This window comes from Nonomuraea sp. NPDC049784 (assembly GCF_040659615.1).
Taxonomy (GTDB): domain Bacteria; phylum Actinomycetota; class Actinomycetes; order Streptosporangiales; family Streptosporangiaceae; genus Nonomuraea.
The window spans coordinates 50482-69720 of sequence record NZ_JBFAMX010000008.1; the positions used below are offsets into that span (position 1 = coordinate 50482).

Consider the following 19239-nt stretch of genomic DNA (forward strand, 5'->3'; position numbering starts at 1 on the left):
CGGGGGCGCGCCCCCGCCTGGACTGAGGAGCGGCGGGAGACCTGGAGTCGCTGCGTGTGGAGTGGCTCGGCCCGTACGGCGGGCTCGTCGGCGAGGCCGCCTTCCCGAGCCTGCACACGCTGCAGTTGATCGACGCGTACGGGGTCGAGGCGCCGATGTTGCCCCCGCCCGGCGGGTCACTCCGGCACCTCAACGTCGCCTCGCTCAGGAGCAGCCAGAGCAGGCCGATCAAGGAGCGTTTCCGGGGCTCGGAGGTCCGGGTCCGGCTGCGTGGGGCCAAGTCGGACAAGTGGCTGGCGGCCAACATCGACAATCCGCTGCGCGACTGGGTGGACGACGATCGGCGGGCGGGGGCGGCGGCGTGCCGGGCGTACGCGGCCGCCGCGCAGGCCATCGGGCTGTTGAGCCCCGACGATCCCGGTGCGGTGGCGGACGCCAGGGAGGTGCTCAGGGAGTTCGTCGAGACGCTCAACGCCCTCGACGAGCGCCATGGGTTGATCGACACGTTGCGCCGGGAGGAGGCGGGCGACGCGTTCATGGGGCTGGCGGAGCGGGCGGGCGTGCCGGCGGGCGAGGTGGGGTCCTGGTTCGACGAGTGGCGCGCCTTCTGAAGGGGCTAGCCTTTCAGCCGTGTCTCGACTTCCTGAGCTGTACGTCGCCGTCGACGTGGAGGCCGACGGTCCGATCCCGGGCCCGTACAGCATGATCTCCCTGGGCATGGCCGTGGCCGGGCGGGCGGAGCTGACGTTCTACACGGAGCTGCGGCCGATCTCCGACGACTTCGTGCCCGCGGCGCTGGCCGTCTCGGGCCTGGACCGTGACCGGCTGCTGCGCGAGGCGCCCGCCCCCGAGGAGGCCATGGCGGCGGCCGCCCGCTGGGTCAACGGCCTGCGCGAGATCGGGCGTCCCGTGTTCCTCGCCGCGCCCGCGGTGTGGGACGGGATGTTCGTGCACTGGTACTTCATGCGGTTCACCGGCAAGAGCCCGTTCGGGGCGACCGGCTCGGGCGTGGATCTGCGGAGCTACTGGATGGGGCGGACCGGCTGCGAGTGGGTCGAGACGCGCAAAGGGGCCATCAAGCATCAGCTGGGGCTCGAAGGTGTGCCGCACACGCATCATGCCGGGGAGGACGCGGCGGAGCTGGCGCAGGTGTTCGAGGCGGCTCTCCGCCAGCCGCGGGGTTGAGCGGTTTTTTTCACGAGATCTTCAGGATTCGCACAGGAACCTCTGAGGGAGCCCGGAGAGCTTGGAGGCGACCGGAGAGCCTCTCGGACCGGATGGTGATCCCACATGGCCTCGACCTCGACCTCACCGGCACTGGCCGCCCGCCCCGCCCTGGTGCGCCTCGGACTCCTGGGGCTCGTCGCGATCGGCATCCTGGGCGCCGCACTCGAGCTCGCCTTCGAACGCCACTGGCAGAGCCCGGTCCAGCTGATCCCGTGGGCGGCCCTGGCGCTGCTCGGACTCGCGCTCGTGCTGCTCGCCCTGCGTGACTCCCCGCGGACGACCACCGTGGTGCGCGTGATCGCGCTGGTCGTCCTGCTCGCGTCCGCGTACGGCGTCTTCATGCACGTGTCCGTCAACCACGGCGCGGGCGCGGCCGATCCCGCGTGGGACGCCCTCTCCCCGTTCACCCAATGGTGGTACGCGCTCACCAAGTCGGTCGGCCAGGCGCCACCGCTCGCGCCCGGCATGCTCGCCCAGAGCGCGCTCCTGCTCACGCTGGCCACGCTGACGTCCCGGCATCGTATGAACGGCCGCTGAACGCCCTTTGCCGGGATTCGGAACCTTTCCCGCATTTTTCGCGTCACACCGAAACAGGCGACGTGTGACTTGTGAGGCTGGTGAGGTTCGAATGGCGTTAAGTCGGATATTCATAGCGGCGGTCGCGGTGACCACCACGGTGTTCAGCCCCGCCGCGGCCGAGGCGGAGCCCCGGCCGGTCACTCCGGCGGTCACCGCGTCCGCTCCCGCCGTCACCCGGCCGGCAGCGGTCGAGAAGGAGCCCGAGTGCCTTCGGATCAAGGGTGCGGAGGCGTGCGTGGGGCCGGACGGGAGCGATCGGCCCGGGATCACGATCGAGGACACGGCCAACGACAACCTCCATCCCGCCGTCGAGTTCTACCTCAACGGCTACCTGGGCACCAAGTACGTCATCCACAACCTGGGGCGGACGGGCGAGATCCGAGGTAATCGGGAAATCGGGAAAATCGTGACGTTCCGTGCGGCGCTCTACGAAGGGAATCATCGGGTCAGGTTCGGGCGGTGGAAAACCGTACGCGATATGACGAAATATCCGGTAAAGCGGGAAACGCGGGTTACGCCCGCCGAGGCCCGGGCTCGAGCCAAGACCTGCACTTCGACCAAGGGCGCCGCGACCCTGTGCTTCGGCGAGCAGAACACGTTCGTCTTCGCCTGCGACACGGGCGCCGACACGTACCAGGCCCGCGCCCAGTACTTCGTCGCCGGAGACCCGACCGCCCGTTTCGAGATCCACCAGCTGGCCGGGGTGAACACCTGCGGCAAGGCCGAGCACGGTGACCTGGCCGTCAGCATGTACCGCGCCTCGGTGTACCACCACAACCGGCGAATCGCCACCAGGCTCTACAAGTACAACTAGGCGAAGGGTCTGATGATCCCGCGGACCTCCGCGGCGCACTCCGGGGCGTAGTCGTCGTGGGCGATGCTGCTCAGCAGCTCGCGCAGGTGGAACACCGGCATGCGGTCCCGCCAGCCGTCGGCCAGGCCCGCCGCGTCCGCGTACACCTCGAAGAACCGGTCCGAGGCGGGCGGGCGCGGCGAGCACCAGAGCATGCTGAGGTCGGCCTCCGCCCAGCTGTAGGAGACGGCCGGATCGACCAGCGCCGGGCCTCCGGCCAGGCCGGAGAGGATGTTCCCGCACCAAAGATCACCGTGCGTCAGCACCGGCGGCTGTGGCGGGAGCAGCTCGGGGAGGGCGGCGCAGAGGCGTTCGAGCGCTCGGCGCTCCTCGCGGTCGAACGCCGCCTCCACCAGCGGCTCCGGCAGCCAGCGCAGGATCCTGCGCTGGGCGAAGAAGGCGTGCCCGTCCGCGTCCCAGGCGTTGTCCTGGCGCAGGCGCCCCAGCCAGCCGTCCCGGTGCCAGCCGAACCGGTCGGCCTTGTTGGTGTGGAGGGTGGCGACGGCGCGGGCCAGCGCATCCCAGAAGCGCTCGTCGTCGCCGCGGCGCGGCGGTAAGGGTTCGAGTACGAGCAGATCGGCGGTGGCCGCCAGCACCTCGGGGGTGGTGACGCCGCCCAGCTCGCGCAGCGCCCGCAGCCCTTCGGCCTCGACCTCGAACAGGTCCTGTACGGGCGTGCGCAGGGTCTTCGCGAACACGCGCGAGCCGTCGCGCAGAGTCGCCAGGCCCGCCAGCGCCACCACTCCCCCGCTGGCCGTCTCCGCGGACACGGCATCGAACCCGGCTTCGCGCAGCCGTTCGAGTAGAAGATCCACGTCTGAAAGTTTCACCGTTGTTTGACGGGTCTGGCTACCCCACCTCATGATCATGGTGCCTCCCGGTCAGGAGGAGGCGTCGAGTGAATACCGCTGACCAGGCGAGGTACGCCGATGCCCAAAACGTTGTTACGAGCCGCGTCCGCCTTCCTGCTGACGCTGACCGCATTGAACGCCCCAGCGGCGTACGCCGATGACGTCACCCCTGTAGCGGTGACCGTCAACGCGCGCGCCGCGCTCTCCACCGTCCCCGAGACCGGCATCGGTTCCAACCATGCGATCTGGGACACCAACCTGGGCACTGACGAGACCGCCGACCGGCTCAAGGACGCGGGCGTGAAAATGCTGCGTTATCCGGGCGGCTCCTACTCCGACATCTACCACTGGGCCGACCACACCGCCCCAGGCGGCTACGTGGCTCCCAACACCGACTTCGACACCTTCATGCGCGGCGTGCGGCGCACCGGAGCGCAGGCGATGGTGACCGCCAACTACGGCACCGGCACCCCCGAGGAGGCCGCGGCCTGGGTGCGCCAGGCCAACGTCACCAAGGGCTACGGCGTCAAGTACTGGGAGATCGGCAACGAGAACTACGGCAACGGCCACTACGGCTCCGCCTGGGAGGCGGACAACCACGCCGACAAGAGCCCGGCCGAGTACGCCCGCAACGTCGTGGCCTACGCGGACGCCATGAAGGCGGTCGACCCGACCATCAAGATCGGCGCGGTGCTGACCGCGGCCGCCAACTGGCCCGACGCCATCGTCGCCGACGGCGACAGCGGCACCTGGAACAAGGTCGTCCTGTCGATCGCCGGCCCGAAGATCGACTACGTGATCGTGCACTGGTATCCGGGCGCCTTGGACAAGGCCGGACACGTGCCCGACACGATCCAGCTCACCCGCCAGCAGATCGCGAAGTACGCGGGGCCCGGCTCCGAGCGGATCGGCATCGCCATGACCGAGTTCAACACCGGGTCGAGCAGCAACGGCACGAACACCCAGCCCGGCGCGCTGGCCGCCGCCGACTCCTACGCGACGCTGCTGGCGAACGGGGTGTTCACGGTCGACTGGTGGAACGTGCACAACGGCATCGGCAACGTCACTCAGGTCGAGGGGCACACCGACTACGGCGACTTCGGCCTGCTGTCCAGCGGGGTGTGCACGTCCGACGGCAGCGTCTGCGAGCCGGCGCTCAACACGCCCTTCGCGCCGTACTACGCGCTCCAGATGGTGAGCAAGTTCGCCCGGCCGGGCGACCAGTTCATCCGGGCCGCGACCGACCAGGCGAAGGTCAGCGCGCACGCCGCCCGCCGGCCCAACGGCGACCTGGCGGTCCTGCTGATCAACACCTCGTCGGACACGTCGTACCCCGTCGCGATCGACTACTCGGGCTACACCCCGGCCTCCGGGGCGCCCACCGTACTGACCCACACCAACGGCGCCACCAGCATCACCACCTCGACCACCGGCAGCGCGGCGAGCCAGACCCTGCCGCCGCTCTCCCTGACCACGCTCATCCTGCACCCCGCCACAGCTCAGACCGGCCGCCCGGGCGCGCCGGGACAACCCACGGCCTCTCAGGTGACGGACAAGGCCGCCACGATCTCCTGGCCCGCCGCCACTCCCGGCTCGCGCCCGATCGTCAAGTACGAGCTCTACCGTCAGAACGGTGCCATCAGCGAGCAGCTCGGCGAGACCTCCGGGACCTCGTTCACGGTCAACAACCTCAAGCCGGGCACCCGCTACACGCTCAACGTGATCGCACGGGACAGCGGCGGCGGCCTCTCCTGGGCCTCACCGCCGCTGACGTTCACCACCGGCACCCCGGCGTCCAGTTCCTGCTCGGTGCGGTTCACCGTCCAGACCGACTGGGCCAGCGGCTACGTCGGCGGCATCGACATCACCAACAACGGTGCCCCGGTCAACGGCTGGACCCTGAACTTCAGCTGGCCCAGGACGTGGCAGAGCCTGGGCAGCGGCTGGAGCGCCGTCTGGACGCAGAACGGGCCGGACGTCAAGGTCGTCAACGAGTCCGGCAACGGCTCCCTCGCCACGGGGGCGTCCACCACGATCGGCTTCGTCGGCAACTACAGCGGTCCGAACGTCCTGCCCGCCGTCTCCACTCTCAACGGCACCGTCTGCACGACCCAGTAACCGCGCGCCGCCCGGGGGCCATGCCCCTGGGCGGCCGATGCACGCAGGTGGAATACGCGGGCGCGACTACACCTCGTGCAAGAAGGGCGATTTCCACGGGAAGGATTGCCGGGGATATAAGGCGCTCAGTGAAGAATGCGATCACTTCATCAAAGCGTGCCGCAGCGGATATGTCGTTTACCAGAACGGCCCGGAACAATGCTCCGAACCAAGCTGGGAATTGACGAGTGCACCACCTATGCGGGCTCCAACTGGCCCCCTGACTGATCGTCCCGGCCTCCTTCACTCACGCCCCGCTTCCCAATCCGGACAAAGCGGACAAAATGTGCAGCCGAACGCCAGTGACGGCCTTACACACGGTTGACTATCGTGACTAAACGGGAATACTGGTTTTCCCGTTTGGCCGTCGTTCCGCTGAGATCGAGGTTGCCCATGTCGCTTGGCCCCGCCACGCCTCAGGCAGAGCCGCACCAGGCACGCAGCCGTGCCGACGTCGCGGAAGGGCGCGGGCCACGCCGACGCGTCCCCGCCGGCCACCTTGTGAAACCGACACGCGCCGCTAGCGGGCTCTTCGGCGGTCGACATCTCCCGCCGGCTCTCCCCGACCCCAGGACTTGTCATGCCGCCAGACTCCTTCAGCGTCCCGATAATCATCGCCGCCGTAATTCTCGCCCTCGCCCTCGGGGGCGTCCTGATCCTCCACCAGCGCGTACGCCGTGACCTCTCCCAGGCCCGTGGGCAGCTCGTTCAGGCCCGACAGGCACAGGAGCACCTGACGCGCGAGACCAGCGCCAGGAACCAGCGGCTGGTTCAGGCGGAGCGCCAGACCCAGGAGGGCGCGGAGCTGCTGCGCGAGGCCCGCGCCCAGCACGACCTCGTGCGCGCCGAGACCGAGCACCTGATCTCCAAGCGCATCCCGGCCCTGCTGTCCCACCTGCGCGCCCCGCACGTGATCGTGCCCGGCGTGCAGAACCCGGCGCTCGCCGGCACCGACATCGACAGGCAGCACCGCGCCATCCTCGACGCGCTCACCCGCGGCGTCCGCGAGGAAGGCGAGCGCATCGACGAGGCGGCCCAGGCGGTCGTCAGGGGCGCCATGTCCCGCGTGCAGACCCAGGCGCTGCGCGCCCAGGACCTGCTCGCCGGCGTGCAGCAGCGCTACAGCGGCGACGAGCACACGGCGCTGCTGCGTGAGGTGCTGGGGCTCGACATGTTCAACGAACTGATCATCCGTCGCGTGCAGGTCACCGGCATCGCCTGCGGCGCCACGACCGGCCTGTCGCGTGACGACACCTATCTGGTGGACCTGATGGTGGGCGCCATCTCCCGCGTGGAGAACTTCGAGCTGCGCATCGAGGGCCCGGCCAACCACCTGCGCCGCCGGATCGGGGTCGCCGCCCGCGCGGCGGAGTCGATCCTGTTCATCACCGCCGAACTGCTGGCCAACGCGGTCCACCACTCCCACGGCACGCTCAAGGTGACCATCGCCGTGCACGAGACCAACAACGGCGCCGCCATCGTCATCGACGACGCCGGTGTCGGCCTCAACGAGGACCAGTACGCCCGCGCGACCCGCCTGCTGAGCGGCACCCAGCCGGTCCGCCTGGTCGACATGGGCAACCCGCCCCGCACCGGCTGGGCCGCGATCGGCCGCCAGGTCGCGCATTACGGCATGCAGGTCACGGTCAAGAAGAGCGCCTTCGGCGGCGTGCAGGCCGTGCTGAACATCCCCACCGCCCTGCTGGTGGAGATGCCGGAGGACAGCCGGCCGTCGGTGCTGGCACCCGAGCCGGTCCGCGCCGCCGTCCCGACCGCCGCCACGGCCATTCGGCCGGGGCCCATGGCCGCCGCCCCGGCCGTCCAGCCGGAGCCGGTGGCCACCGCCATGGCTGTCCAACCGGAGCCGGTGGCGGCCTCGCGGCCGGAGCCCGTCGCCTCCTCCGTACGGACCGAGGCCGTACGGAACGAGCCCGCGACGGCGCCCCAGCAACGACCGGCGGAGGATCTGGCGCCGCTGCCGCAGCGTCGCCGCCAGTCGCCGCCACGTGCCACGTCCGGTTCCAGGCCCACTGGAGGCAGTTCTCACGGCTCTGACGGCAGGTTGCTCACCACCCCGGAAGAGGCCCAGAAACGGTGGGGAGACTTCCAGGTCGGAGCGGAAGCGGGCCGCCGCGAAGCGCTCCCGACCGAGCAGCACGACATCACCGAAGGGAATTGACCGTTCCATGGACACTCACAGTGCTTCCGGCCGTGTTCAGACCAAGGGTCGCCCGTTGTCCCTCGACGTGTCCTGGGTCCTGTCACCCCTGCTGGCACTGCCCGGTGTCGCCCGCGGCGTTGTGCTGAGCCGTGACGGGCTCATCCTCGGCGGCTCGGCCGACGTGACCACCGAGAGCGGCGAGCGGGCCGCCGCCATGACGAGCTCCGTACTGGGGGCCGCGCGCGCCCTGTGCGACGGCCTCAGCAACGGCACCGACGGCGAGGTGGTGGACATCGTCATCTCCGCCGGCAGCGGCTACTACTACATCGCCCCGGCCGGCGACCGCGCCGCCATCGTCGTCGCCGCCACCGGGTCGGTCAACATCGGCGCACTGGCCTACGAGGTGCAGCTCCAGGTGCAGAAGCTGATCAAGGCTCTCGACGAGGCCAGCGCGGCCAGGGTGCCGGGCGTCCGGACATGACCTCCGGACGGCAACGGCGGCGGGTCGTTCCGGACTACATGGCCGCCGCGAGGTTGACCGTGCCCGAGCACATCAGCGTCGAGCGTACGACCCTGGTCTACATCGCGCCCGACGCCGCCACCGACGGGCTGGACCCTCCGGGGTCGCATCTGCTGGCACTGCTGCGGGACGGGCCGTTGTCGGTGTACGAGTGCGCCGCGCACCTGGGCCTGCCGTACTGCGTGGTGCGGTTGCTGGTCGCCGGGCTGGTCGGCGGCGGAACGCTGCTGACCCGCGATCCGCCGGCCGCCGACCTGCCCGACATCGAGATCTTGGAGTTGGTGCTCAGTGGCCTCCGCGCTCTCTGACAGCCGTATCAGTACCGAACACATCCCGGTCAAGCTGGTCATCGCAGGGCCGTTTGGCGTGGGCAAGACGACCATCGTGAGTGCCCTCTCGGAGATCAAGCCCCTCAACACCGAGGAGGTGCTCACCCAGGCGGGCACTCTGGTGGACGACCTCACCGGCGTGAACGAGAAGACGACCACGACCACCGCGATCGACTTCGGCCGCCTCACCCTGCCAGGGGTGGTGCTGTACCTGTTCGGGGCGCCGGGGCAGACCCGGTTCCAGGTCCTGTGGAACGAGCTGGTCCGCGGCGCGCTGGGGGTGCTGGTGCTGGCCGACACCCGCCGCATCGACGACAGCTTCGCCGTCCTCGACCTGGTGGAGAACGCCGGCATCCGCTACGCGGTGGCCGTCAACCACTTCCCCGACTCGCCGGACTACCCGCCGGATGCGCTGCGCAAGGCGCTCGACCTGGACCCGCACACGCCGCTGGTGGTGTGCGACGCCCGCGACCCCGCCTCCGCCCGCGCCTCGCTGATCGCGCTGGTGGAGCACATCAGAGAGCTGGTGCTGTCATGACCATGCGCTATATGCCCGAAGCCGGGCGCCTGTACGGGCCGGAGTACGCCAGGGACCCGCAGGCGATCTATGCGGAGCTGCGCCGTCGGCACGGCGCGGTCGCGCCCGTGGAGATCGCCCCGGGCATCGAGGCCCATTTGGTGATCGGCTACCAGGCCGCCCTGGACGTGCTCACCAATGCCGGCGGCGTCTGGGGCAAGAACCCCAGCGCCTGGCAGACGCGGCTCCCCGACACTCCGGAGGCCGCGGGGGCGATCGCCATGCTCGGCCACCGGCCGAACGCGCTGTTCTCCGACGGGGCCGAGCACGCCCGCTACCGGAAGGTGATCTCCGACTGCTTCCAGCTGATCCAGCCGCACAAGCTGCGCCTGATGGTGAGCGAGGTGTCGGACTCACTCATCGGCCAGTTCGCCGCGAAGGGCGAGGCCGATCTGGTCGCCGACTTCGCCCAGCTCATTCCGGCGCGCGTCTTCAACCTGCTCTTCGGGCGGCCCGACTCCGACAGCGCCGGCTTGATCGAGGCACTGGCGGACCTGATGGAGGCTGACGGCGAGAGGGGCGCGCGGGGCAGCGACGCGTTCAGCCGCTACATCGGCGAGCTGATCCAGGCCAAGTACGCCCAGCGGGGCGACGACCTGACCTCCTGGTTCATCGACCATCCGGCCACGCTGAACCCCGACGAGCTGGCGCAGAACATCGTGCTGGTGATGGCCGCCAGCTACGAGCCCACGGCCAACCTGATCTCCAACACGATCTCCCGGATGGTCAGCGACGACCGCTACTACAGCTCGCTGACCAACGGGGCGCTCAGCACGTACGACGCCCTCATGGAAGCCCTGCGCGCCGAGCCCGCCATGTCGAACTACGGCCCGTACTTCGTGCGCCAGCCCGTGCACTTCCACGGCACCTGGATCCAGCCGGCCGAGCTGGTCCTCGTCTCCTACGCCGCGGCCAACACCGAGCCCACCAACGTTCCCGAGGAGCTGCGCTCCGACGGCGGCGCGTACCTGGGCTTCGGCGCCGGGCCGCACCGCTGCCCGGCCAGCGACCCGGCCGTGGTCATCGCCATGACCGCGATCGAACGCCTGACCTCTCACCTGTGCGACCTCGAACTGACCGTGCCCCGCGACGAGCTGTTGTGGCGGCCCGGCCCGTTCCACCGTGCGCTGGCGCATCTGCCGGTGCGTTTCACCCCCATCCGCCCCGATCAGCCAGGAGAATCCCCGTGGGCAGTGCAGCCCCCGTCGTCCTCGATCCCTTCGGCTCCGACCTCCCCGGCGAGGTCCGCCGGCTACGTGACCTCGGCCCCCTGGTCCTCGTAGAGCTCGCGGGAGGCATCCCGGCCTGGGCGGTCACCCGGCACGACCTTCTCAAGCAGCTCATCCTCGACCCGCTGGTGAGCAAGGACAAGCGGCACTGGCGGCTGCTGCCTCAGGCGCTCATCGAGCCCGGCTGGACCTGGATCATGACCTGGATCGGCGTGTCCAACATGCTCAGCGCCTACGGCGAGGAGCACCGACGGCTGCGCAAGCTGATCGCCCCGAGCTTCACCGCGCGCCGTACCAAGGCCATGCAGCCGATCGTCGAGGGCATCGTCGCGGAGCTGCTGGACGCCATGGCCGCGGTGCCGCCGGGCCAGGCCGTCGACCTGCGCAGCGCCTACGCCCACCCGCTGCCGATGCGGGTGATCTGCGAGTTGTTCGGCGTCCCCGCGGACATGCGGGTGGAGATGGCCCAGATCATGGAGGCCATCATGGACACCACCGCCACCCCGGAGCAGGCGGCGGCCACGGCGGTCCAGATCGGCACCGTACTGCCCGCCCTGGTCACCTACAAGCGCGAGCACCCGGGCGACGACCTGACCACGGAGCTGATCAACGTCCGCGACAGCGGCGACTCGCTCAGCGACGACGAGCTGCGCGACACCCTGCTGCTCCTCATCGCGGCCGGGCACGAGACCACCGTCAACCTGATCGGCAACGCCATACACGCCCTGCTCACCCATCCGGACCACCTCCGGCGTGTCCTGGCGGGAGAGATCTCCTGGGACGCGGTGATCGAGGAGACGCTGCGCTGGGCGCCGTCGATCGCCAACCTGCCGCTGCGGTTCGCCATCGAGCCGATCGAGATCGGCGGCGTACGGATCGAGGCGGGCGACGCGATCATCACCAGCTACCTGGCGGCCGGGCACGACCCCGACCAGCACGGTCCGGCCGCCGACGGGTTCGACCCGACCAAGGAACGCGACGAGAACCTGGCCTTCGGCGTCGGCGTGCACCGCTGCATCGGGGCTCCGCTCGCCCGCCAGGAGGCGCTCACCGCCCTGCCGGCGCTGTTCGCCCGGTTCCCGGACCTCCGGCTGGCCGTGGACGAGAGCGACCTGACGCACGTCCCGTCCTTCATCGCACACGGCTGGAGCAGCCTGCCGCTCCTGCTGCACCGCTGACCGTCACCGGCGACGCCCGGCCGGGGCCGCTTCACCGGCCGGGCTTGCCGGTTGCCGATGCCGTTATAGGACCCGCCGACGTCACTCCTGAGCGTCTTCGCGGAGCTTGGACTGACGGCGGCGGTGCCGGAAGACCGCGACGACCAGCCCGCAGAGAACGACGACGAGAAGCAGCAGTGTCCAGGGGGCGGTCCAGGCGTGCGTCGTGGTCTCGACGACGGCGAGCGGAGCGACCGAGTTCGACGCGTCGGTGAGCAGTGGGACGAGGGCGACCGTCCCCGTCAGTCTCAGCGCGGGAACCACTTCGTGTACCGGGACGGACACCTTCCAGGTATCGCCCGGGAGCAGTTGGGGCGAGTCGTCGATCTGCCCCACGCGGACGCCCAGGCGCCCGAAGGGACCGGATATGGACACCGCCTGCCGAGCGGTGAGGATGGCGTTGCCCGTGTTGTGGATCGTGTACGTGACGGTGGCGTCACCCTTCCCGAACGGATTGGGCGTACCCGAGTAGCGCACGCGCAGGTCCTCTACCGCCAGGCCCGGCTTGAGCTCGCCACCCACGCGCAGACGGATCCGGATGCCGAGACGCCGGTCCGTATTGACCCCATCCGTCAGCGAGGTGACGATGCCGCCCATGTATTCGCCGGGCGCGGCGTCGTCCGGAAGAGCGACCGTGAACGGCACTTCAACCGACTCCCCCGGCCGGACCGTCACGTCGGGCCGCTCCGTGTGGACCCACGCACCCACCTCTGTCGACTTCGTGTCCTTGGTGACCAGGTCGAGCTTGCCCTCCTCGGCGGTGAACGCGTCGGCGGCGTACACGGCCAGGTGGAGCGGTGTGGTGCCGCGGTTGACGACCACGAGACCGTCCTTGAGCTGCCCGCCCGGGTTGAGGGTGTAGCTGTAGTTCTGCCGGCCTGACCCGAAGTCATTAGAGGCCGTGCCGACCGTCCAGGGGACGTCGCCGTCCGCCGCCGCGGGTCCGGCCCCCAGCCCCAGGAAACCGAGCGCGGCGAGCAGCACCACGACAGTGGCCTGGGTGAGGGTTCCGGCTGCTGTGGTCGTACGCGGTGTGGGCGGGCGCATCTGGTGATCCTCGGGCAGTCTGGGAGCGGCGGGATGAAAAGCGTGCGGTGGGGTGGGCACCCGAGGGTGCTCACCCCACCAGGTGGAGCGGGCCCCATCAACTCAGCGCGTTGCAGCGTGAGGGCGTCGGCACCGCCCTCGGTTCTCTACTGAAGCCAGCTGGACTCAGGCGAGGCCGACGCGGCGACGTCGGCCTCGCCGTTGTCGTCGCCGTTCGAGTGGATGACCACCTTGTCGACGGTGGAGCCGACCGGCTGGGCGGCGCTGGCGCCGCTGTCCGGGCCGCACCACGACTCCTGACCCAGCTCCACCGCGGCGTTGGGGGCGGCGCAGGTGCCGCTGCGGATGTTCTCGACGACGAGCTTGTTGCCACGCACCTGGACCTTCACGTAGGTGCGGACGTGCTCCTGGTTCTCGACCGAGTTGGCCCAGTGGCTCTTGGGGTTGAGCGGGTCGGGACCGAAGTTCGGGTCTTTGGTCGTGTCCGGAGCGGTGAGGTCGTAGTACTTCGACCCGGACGCGGAGTTCGCCGTCACGTAGATGACGCCGCCCGGGCCCTGGGACACCTCCGTGGCGGCGGGCTGCTCGTCCTTGTTCGCCTTCTGACCATTCTTGATCATGTAGCTGCGGGAGTAGCTGTGGTCGTGACCCTGCAGGACCAGGTCGACGCCGAGACGCGAGAAGGCGGTCGGGAAGTCCTGACGACGCTGCTTGTTGTCGCTGTCGTTCGCGTGGGACGCCGGCGAGTAGATCGAGTGATGGTAGATGAGCACCGTGTGCTTGGCATCGGCGCCGTGCTTCTTGACGACATCGGTGATGTAGCCGATGTGCGCGGCATCGGAGCCGCTGGCGTAGGCGTTGCTGTTGATGTCGATGAACAGGACGTTCTTGTACGTGAACCAGTAGTCACCGCCCGACCGGGTGGTTGCCGCGCCGTTGTAGTACGGCGCCGATCGGTCGGTGTTCGGAGTCCAGAAGTGCTGTTCGTATGCCTTGCCGCCGACGTCATGGTTACCGATGGTGGCGGCCCACGGGTACTGGCGCAGCTTGTCGGGCGCGAGGAACGCGTCCCACTGCGGCTCGTTGTTGGCGCTCTCGACCTGGTCACCGCCCGAGACCAGCAGCTCGGCGTTCGGGTTGGCGGCGAGGGCGACGTTCAGGGTGTCTTCCCACCCGGCGCCGTCCTTCGCCACGTTGCCGGACGAGCCGATCTGCGGGTCGCCGAAGAACAGGAAGTCGAGGTTGTTGCCCTTGAAGTCCTGGGTCTTGAAGGAGTACGTCGTGGACCAGCTGCCCTCGGCGCCGACGCGGTAGGAGTACGCGGTGTTCTGCTTCAGGCCGTCGATCGTGGCGTGAGCGCTGTAGCCGCCGTTGACGCTGTTGGCGGCGACCGTGGCCGGGAACGTCACGGCGTCCGCGGGGAACTTGCCGTCGACGAGCCGGGAAGTCGGCGCGACCTCGACCACCTGCGCGGTGTTGGCCAAGGAGTACCAGGACACGACACGCTGCGACTCATTGGCGCCCACGCCGAGGACGATGCCGGTGAGCTGCGCGCCATCGGCAGCGTGGGCCGCGGTCGTCAGGCCGCTGCCGAGCACCGCGGTCACGCCCATGACCACCGCGGTGGCACCCGAAGCCAGCCGGCGTCGAGCAAACCCCGGGCCTTGTGCCCGGTTGTCGAGCTTCATCAGATTTCCATCCATTTGAGGGTGATAGTGAGCTTTGTCAAGATTGCGGAGTTCGGTGTCCTCGGGGTGAACGCGGGACAGGCGCACTGTTGCGCACGGCAGAAGTTGTGACGGAGTCTCAGATTCCGAGGACTCGCTGCACGAACCACACCAGGCCCATCACGGACACACCCGCTGCGATCGTCCCGGTCGCCCACAGCCCCGCGACAGGTCGGCGGTGGCGCAGCAGGGCGAGCAGCGGGAAGACGACGAGTATGATCGCCAGTTGGACGGCCTCGATGCCCACGTTGAAGACGAGCAGCGACCACAGAAGCGTCCACGACAAGGCCTGGTCGATGCCCAGCGCCGCGGCGAAGCCGAGTCCGTGCACGAGGCCGAAGCAGAAGACCACCGCGAGCCGCGCCCAGCCGGCGGGGTCCAGGCTGAGGTGACTGTGCCCGGCCTTCTCAAGATCCGTGGCATGCGATCGGCGCCGCCAGATCCGCCACAGATGCCAGCCCGCGACGACCGCGATCGAGAGGGCGATGACAGGCTCGACGAACGACGCGGGCACCTGTACGAGGCCGAGGGCGGCAAGGATGAAGGTCACCGAGTGGGCCAGCGTGAAGGTCGTCGCCGCCAGCACGATCTCGCGCAGGCGGCGTGACCCCGCGATGAGCGCCAGGAGAAACAGGATGTGGTCGAGCCCAGTGAGCAGGTGCTCGGCTCCGAGCCGGAAGAACTCCCAGAACCGCTCGGCCCAGGACTGTTGCGTGGAGAACGACCGCTGCTTGGCGTCGAGGGCGGCGCTTCCGGACGTCAGGTCGAGGTCGTAGGTGACCACCGTCTTGGTGTCGCGCACATAGCCCTCGGAATCCGGGAACAGCCCGCTGCGCACCTCGTGCGCTTCGGCGGACCCCGGGCACCGGTAGTCGAGAACCAGCAGCGCGTACGGGACACCCTCGCGTTGCTCGATCGTGAAGTCGCCGTCTTGGGCCGCCGTGCACGCCGCGCCCTCGGCCGTGACGCCGAAGCGCTCGGTCACGTACGCGACCACCGAGCCGGCGTGAGCGTGGAGCGCGGCGGCCTGCTCCGCCGCGTCGCGGGCCTCGAACGCCGCGGTGCCCGCGCGGAAGAGCGGATCGTCCTTCTCGGAGTCGGCAGCCGAGACGACGAGCAGGTCGTACTCCAGCTCGAGCTCGGAGCGGACGTGCCCGATCCCGGGCGAGGTGAGGTCGACGTACACGGTCGAGGTGAACCCGTGGGCAAGAGCGGGCACGGCACTGAGCAGAACGGCCACGGCTACCGCGGCGACGACGGCACAGGCACGACGCCGAGCGGCGTGAAACATGTGACTCCTCTTCGGTTTGCGAACGCAATCTGCTCGGCTCAGATGAACGAACGGCAGCTCATGCGCAAACCAACGACGAACCACACCCGGCGGAAAGGGCCGCCGTCTCGAAATGCCCCAGGTGATGGGGTAGGAAGTAGGCGCACTTCCCCACCACCCCCGAAGGACGATCTCTATGCGCTCCCGGCTTCTGCCCGCCGGCATACTGGCCGCGGCAGTCGCGACCGCCGTACTGGTCAGCGGGTGCAGCTCAAGCGACGACTGGTCCCAGCCGCACGCGAAGCCCACCGCCGTCGGCACTCTCGGCCCGGGGTTCTCCGACCCGGCCGCACCACCCGCCCCGGAGGCGACGATCACGCCGCGGCCCCGCTCCTGGGACGGGGTCCGTCCGTCGGAGGGCTACCGCGTGGTGCTGCTCACCGCGGGAGAAGACCCTCAGACCAGGACGCTGGTGAGCGCCGTGACAGAGTGGGCCGAGGAGGAGGACGTCAGCCTCAAGACCATCGCGGCCGCGAAGCCGGACCAGTTCATCCCGAGCATCAGCAGGGCGATCAACCTGACGCCCGACCTCATCATCAGCGCCGGCAACGACCTCGTCGACCCCCTGGCCATGGTCACTCCGAACCACCTCGACCAGCGGTTCCTCGTGGTCGGCGCCGAGCTGGCCGAGCCCACGGAGAACGTCACCGCCGCCGACTGGACCGGCGCGTCGTTCCGCGGCGAGGGACTCGGCATGTCCTCGACGTACGATCCCGCCACCTTCACCACCGAGCGCGCCGGGCGCGCCGTCCGGGCGGGTGTCGCGGCCGTGCTCAACGGCCTGACCGGCATCGTGGTCTGGCTCGACTAGCCGGCCTGTGGGCGCATGGGTGACGAGTCGGCCACCCCGGCGAACGCCTCGAGTTCGCCGGGGATGAATCGTCTCGCGGTGTCCGCGAGGGCCTCGATCAGGCGCCGACGTAGGCCGCGAGGTGCTCGCCGGTGAGGGTGGAGCGGGCGGCGACGAGGTCGGCGGGTGTGCCCTCGAAGACGATGCGGCCGCCGTCGTGGCCGGCGCCGGGGCCGAGATCGATGATCCAGTCGGCGTGCGCCATGACCGCCTGGTGGTGCTCGATGACGATGACCGACTTGCCGGAGTCGACGAGCCGGTCGAGCAGGCCGAGCAGGTGCTCGACGTCGGCGAGGTGCAGGCCGGTGGTCGGCTCGTCGAGGACGTACACGCCGCCCTTGTCGGCCATGTGGGTGGCGAGCTTGAGGCGCTGCCGCTCGCCGCCGGACAGCGTGGTGAGCGGCTGGCCGATGCTGAGGTAGCCGAGCCCGACGTCGGCGAGCCGGCCGAGGATGGCGTGCGCGGCCGGCGTGCGCGCCTCGCCGGCGCCGAAGAACTCCTCGGCCTCGTTCACCGACATCGCGAGCACCTCGCTGATGTCGCGGCCGCCGAGGTGGTAGTCCAGCACCGCTGCCTGGAACCGCTTCCCCTCGCACTCCTCGCAGGTGTTGGCGACGCCGGCCATCATTGCCAGGTCGGTGTAGATGACGCCGGCGCCGTTGCAGTTGGGGCAGGCGCCCTCGGAGTTGGCGCTGAACAGCGCCGGCTTCACGCCGTTGGCCTTCGCGAACGCCTTGCGGATCGGGTCGAGCAGTCCGGTGTACGTCGCCGGGTTGCTCCGTCGCGAGCCGCGGATGGGCGCCTGGTCGACCGACACCACACCCGCCGAGGCGGGGACCGACCCGTGCATGAGCGAGCTCTTGCCGGAGCCCGCCACGCCGGTGACTACACAGAGCACCCCGAGCGGGATGTCGACGTCGACGTCCTGCAGGTTGTTCGCGGTCGCGCCACGGATCTCCAGGGTGCCCTTGCCCGTCCGTACCGTCTCCTTGAGGGCAGCCCGGTCGTCGAAATGGCGCCCGGTGATGGTGCCGCCGGTCCGCAGCCCCTCGACGGTGCCCTCGAAACAGATGGTGCCACCCGCCGTACCGGCGCCGGGGCCGAGGTCGACGATGTGGTCGGCGATCGCGATCGCCTCCGGCTTGTGCTCGACGACGAGCACCGTGTTGCCCTTGTCCCGCAACCGCAGCAGCAGGTCGTTCATCCGCTGGATGTCATGGGGGTGCAGGCCGATGGTGGGCTCGTCGAACACGTACGTGACGTCGGTGAGCGAGGAGCCGAGGTGGCGGATCATCTTGACGCGCTGCGCCTCGCCGCCGGACAGCGTGCCGGACGGCCGGTTGAGTGAGAGGTAGCCCAGCCCGATCTCCACGAACGACTCGAGGGTCCGCTCCAGGGTCGTGAGCAGCGGCGTCACCGACGGCTCGTCGAGGCCGCGGACCCATTCGGCCAGGTCGCTGATCTGCATCGCGCAGGCGTCGGCGATGCTGACCCCCTTGATCTTCGACGACCGGGCTTCCTTGCTGAGCCGGGTGCCGTCGCACTCGGGGCAGATTGCGAAGGTGACCGTCCGCTCCACGAAGGCGCGGATGTGCGGCTGCAGTGAGTCGACGTCCTTGGACAGCATCGACTTCCGGATCTTCGGGATCAGGCCCTCGTAGGTCAGGTTGATGCCTTCGACCTTGATCTTGGTCGGCTCCTTGTAGAGCAGGTCGTTGAGCTCTCTCTTGGTGAACTTCTTGATCGGCTTGTCCGGGTCGAAGAAGCCGCACCCAGAGAAGATCCGGCCGTACCAGCCGTCCATGCTGTAGCCGGGGATGGTGAGCGCGCCCTCGTTGAGCGACTTGGTTTCGTCGTACAGCTGAGTCAGGTCGATGTCGTTGACCGAGCCGCTGCCCTCGCAGCGCGGGCACATGCCGCCAGTGATGCTGAAGCTGCGACGCTCCTTCATGGTCTTCCCGGCGCGCTCCAGCGTGACCGCACCCGCTCCACTTATCGAGGCGACGTTGAAGGAGAACGCCTGAGGAGAGCCGATATGCGGCTGCCCGAGCCGGCTGAAGAGGATGCGCAGCATCGCGTTGGCGTCGGTGGCGGTGCCGACCGTGGAGCGGGGGTCGCCACCCATCCGCTGCTGGTCGACGATGATCGCGGTCGTCAGCCCTTCGAGTACGTCGACCTCCGGCCGCGCCAGCGTCGGCATGAAGCCCTGCACGAAGGCGCTGTAGGTCTCGTTGATCATCCGCTGCGACTCCGCGGCGATCGTGCCGAACACCAGCGAGCTCTTACCCGAGCCGGAGACGCCGGTGAACACCGTCAGCCGGCGCTTCGGGATCTCGACGCTGACGTCCTTGAGGTTGTTCACGCGCGCGCCGTGCACGCGGATCAAGTCATGGCTGTCGGCGACGTGCGGCGCAGGCGACTGCGCGTCCGTTCTCATCGTGTCTCCATCTGTTACGGGGGCCGCCTTCGCGGTCTCCATCGGCGTCGCCTGGCTCGATCTGACCAGCTTCGAGCAGGTACGCCTCAGCGCGGTCGCGGCAACGCTCTACTGTCTACCTGATCGTCGGTGTGGGCCGGCATGGCGC

At 69.4% G+C, this 19239-nt stretch carries 17 protein-coding genes; 12 read left to right on the forward strand and 5 right to left on the reverse strand.

Going from position 1 to position 19239, the window contains the following annotated elements; all coding sequences use genetic code 11:
- Positions 1 to 56 precede the first annotated feature (56 nt).
- From AB0J09_RS04110 to AB0J09_RS04125, 4 genes are all read left to right on the forward strand, one after another.
- Entirely contained in the window at positions 57 to 611 is a 555-nt protein-coding gene (locus AB0J09_RS04110; protein WP_360684763.1) for a hypothetical protein, read from the forward strand.
- 19 nt (positions 612 to 630) lie between these two features.
- On the forward strand, positions 631 to 1185 hold the full coding sequence (locus tag AB0J09_RS04115; protein WP_360684766.1) for an exonuclease: 555 nt from the start codon (positions 631 to 633) through the stop codon (positions 1183 to 1185).
- Positions 1186 to 1290: 105 nt separating this feature from the next.
- Entirely contained in the window at positions 1291 to 1764 is a 474-nt protein-coding gene (locus tag AB0J09_RS04120; protein WP_360684769.1) for a hypothetical protein, read from the forward strand.
- A gap of 127 nt (positions 1765 to 1891) precedes the next feature.
- Positions 1892 to 2620 carry a hypothetical protein gene (locus AB0J09_RS04125; protein WP_360684772.1) on the forward strand — a complete coding sequence of 243 codons (729 nt, stop codon included), beginning with the start codon at positions 1892 to 1894 and terminating at the stop codon, positions 2618 to 2620.
- Here the strand turns inward: AB0J09_RS04125 and AB0J09_RS04130 are convergent.
- The gene (locus AB0J09_RS04130; protein WP_360684775.1) at positions 2617 to 3474 is read right to left on the reverse strand and encodes a fructosamine kinase family protein; all 858 of its coding nucleotides are present in this window, start codon (positions 3472 to 3474) and stop codon (positions 2617 to 2619) included. The two genes, AB0J09_RS04125 and AB0J09_RS04130, sit on opposite strands and share 4 nt — an antisense overlap.
- A 114-nt stretch (positions 3475 to 3588) precedes the next feature.
- On the opposite strand from AB0J09_RS04130, the gene AB0J09_RS04135 reads away from it, so the two are divergent.
- The 7 genes from AB0J09_RS04135 to AB0J09_RS04165 all read left to right on the forward strand — a co-directional run bounded on the left by AB0J09_RS04135 (position 3589) and on the right by AB0J09_RS04165 (position 11661).
- Positions 3589 to 5628 (forward strand): cellulose binding domain-containing protein, encoded by a 2040-nt coding sequence (locus AB0J09_RS04135; RefSeq protein ID WP_360684778.1) that lies wholly within the window; start codon positions 3589 to 3591, stop codon positions 5626 to 5628.
- Between the two features lie 619 nt (positions 5629 to 6247).
- Positions 6248 to 7846 (forward strand): hypothetical protein, encoded by a 1599-nt coding sequence (locus AB0J09_RS04140; RefSeq protein WP_360684781.1) that lies wholly within the window; start codon positions 6248 to 6250, stop codon positions 7844 to 7846.
- Between the two features lie 55 nt (positions 7847 to 7901).
- Positions 7902 to 8309, forward strand: coding sequence for a roadblock/LC7 domain-containing protein (locus AB0J09_RS04145; protein WP_360684784.1), 408 nt, complete (start codon positions 7902 to 7904; stop codon positions 8307 to 8309).
- Positions 8306 to 8656 carry a DUF742 domain-containing protein gene (locus AB0J09_RS04150; RefSeq protein WP_360684787.1) on the forward strand — a complete coding sequence of 117 codons (351 nt, stop codon included), beginning with the start codon at positions 8306 to 8308 and terminating at the stop codon, positions 8654 to 8656. Before AB0J09_RS04145 ends, AB0J09_RS04150 begins: the two co-directional genes overlap by 4 nt.
- Positions 8637 to 9215 carry an ATP/GTP-binding protein gene (locus AB0J09_RS04155; RefSeq protein ID WP_360684790.1) on the forward strand — a complete coding sequence of 193 codons (579 nt, stop codon included), beginning with the start codon at positions 8637 to 8639 and terminating at the stop codon, positions 9213 to 9215. The genes AB0J09_RS04150 and AB0J09_RS04155 overlap by 20 nt, the downstream gene beginning before the upstream one ends.
- Complete coding sequence (locus AB0J09_RS04160; RefSeq protein WP_360684793.1) at positions 9212 to 10537, forward strand: cytochrome P450; 1326 nt, start codon at positions 9212 to 9214, stop codon at positions 10535 to 10537. Before AB0J09_RS04155 ends, AB0J09_RS04160 begins: the two co-directional genes overlap by 4 nt.
- Positions 10441 to 11661 (forward strand): cytochrome P450, encoded by a 1221-nt coding sequence (locus tag AB0J09_RS04165; RefSeq protein WP_360684796.1) that lies wholly within the window; start codon positions 10441 to 10443, stop codon positions 11659 to 11661. Before AB0J09_RS04160 ends, AB0J09_RS04165 begins: the two co-directional genes overlap by 97 nt.
- An 81-nt stretch (positions 11662 to 11742) precedes the next feature.
- On the opposite strand, the gene AB0J09_RS04170 is transcribed toward AB0J09_RS04165, so the two are convergent.
- The 3 genes from AB0J09_RS04170 to AB0J09_RS04180 form a co-directional block, all read right to left on the reverse strand.
- Positions 11743 to 12747, reverse strand: a complete 1005-nt coding sequence (locus AB0J09_RS04170; RefSeq protein WP_360684799.1) for a DUF916 domain-containing protein — start codon at positions 12745 to 12747, stop codon at positions 11743 to 11745.
- Between the two features lie 146 nt (positions 12748 to 12893).
- Positions 12894 to 14435 (reverse strand): metallophosphoesterase family protein, encoded by a 1542-nt coding sequence (locus AB0J09_RS04175; RefSeq protein ID WP_360684802.1) that lies wholly within the window; start codon positions 14433 to 14435, stop codon positions 12894 to 12896.
- A 118-nt stretch (positions 14436 to 14553) separates the two neighbouring features.
- Positions 14554 to 15765, reverse strand: a complete 1212-nt coding sequence (locus AB0J09_RS04180; protein ID WP_360684805.1) for a HupE/UreJ family protein — start codon at positions 15763 to 15765, stop codon at positions 14554 to 14556.
- Positions 15766 to 15940: 175 nt separating this feature from the next.
- Here AB0J09_RS04180 and AB0J09_RS04185 point away from each other — a divergent pair, with 175 nt between their 5' ends.
- A complete protein-coding gene (locus tag AB0J09_RS04185) occupies positions 15941 to 16615 on the forward strand; it encodes a hypothetical protein (RefSeq protein WP_360684808.1) in 675 nt (224 codons plus the stop codon).
- A 97-nt stretch (positions 16616 to 16712) separates the two neighbouring features.
- Here the strand turns inward: AB0J09_RS04185 and AB0J09_RS04190 are convergent, their stop codons facing one another.
- A complete protein-coding gene (locus AB0J09_RS04190; protein ID WP_360684811.1) occupies positions 16713 to 19091 on the reverse strand; it encodes an excinuclease ABC subunit UvrA in 2379 nt (792 codons plus the stop codon).
- Positions 19092 to 19239: the final 148 nt, after the last annotated feature.

What these genes read in the sequence shown, in the direction of transcription:
- AB0J09_RS04120 (WP_360684769.1), top strand. Translation starts at nt 1,291, where the DNA reads ATGGCCTCGACCTCGACCTCACCGGCACTGGCCGCCCGCCCCGCCCTG.
- AB0J09_RS04135 (WP_360684778.1), top strand. Translation starts at nt 3,589, where the DNA reads ATGCCCAAAACGTTGTTACGAGCCGCGTCCGCCTTCCTGCTGACGCTG.
- AB0J09_RS04140 (WP_360684781.1), top strand. Translation starts at nt 6,248, where the DNA reads ATGCCGCCAGACTCCTTCAGCGTCCCGATAATCATCGCCGCCGTAATT.
- AB0J09_RS04150 (WP_360684787.1), top strand. Translation starts at nt 8,306, where the DNA reads ATGACCTCCGGACGGCAACGGCGGCGGGTCGTTCCGGACTACATGGCC.
- AB0J09_RS04160 (WP_360684793.1), top strand. Translation starts at nt 9,212, where the DNA reads ATGACCATGCGCTATATGCCCGAAGCCGGGCGCCTGTACGGGCCGGAG.
- AB0J09_RS04170 (WP_360684799.1), bottom strand. Translation starts at nt 12,747, where the DNA reads ATGCGCCCGCCCACACCGCGTACGACCACAGCAGCCGGAACCCTCACC.
- AB0J09_RS04175 (WP_360684802.1), bottom strand. Translation starts at nt 14,435, where the DNA reads ATGAAGCTCGACAACCGGGCACAAGGCCCGGGGTTTGCTCGACGCCGG.
- AB0J09_RS04180 (WP_360684805.1), bottom strand. Translation starts at nt 15,765, where the DNA reads ATGTTTCACGCCGCTCGGCGTCGTGCCTGTGCCGTCGTCGCCGCGGTA.
- AB0J09_RS04185 (WP_360684808.1), top strand. Translation starts at nt 15,941, where the DNA reads ATGCGCTCCCGGCTTCTGCCCGCCGGCATACTGGCCGCGGCAGTCGCG.
- AB0J09_RS04190 (WP_360684811.1), bottom strand. Translation starts at nt 19,091, where the DNA reads ATGAGAACGGACGCGCAGTCGCCTGCGCCGCACGTCGCCGACAGCCAT.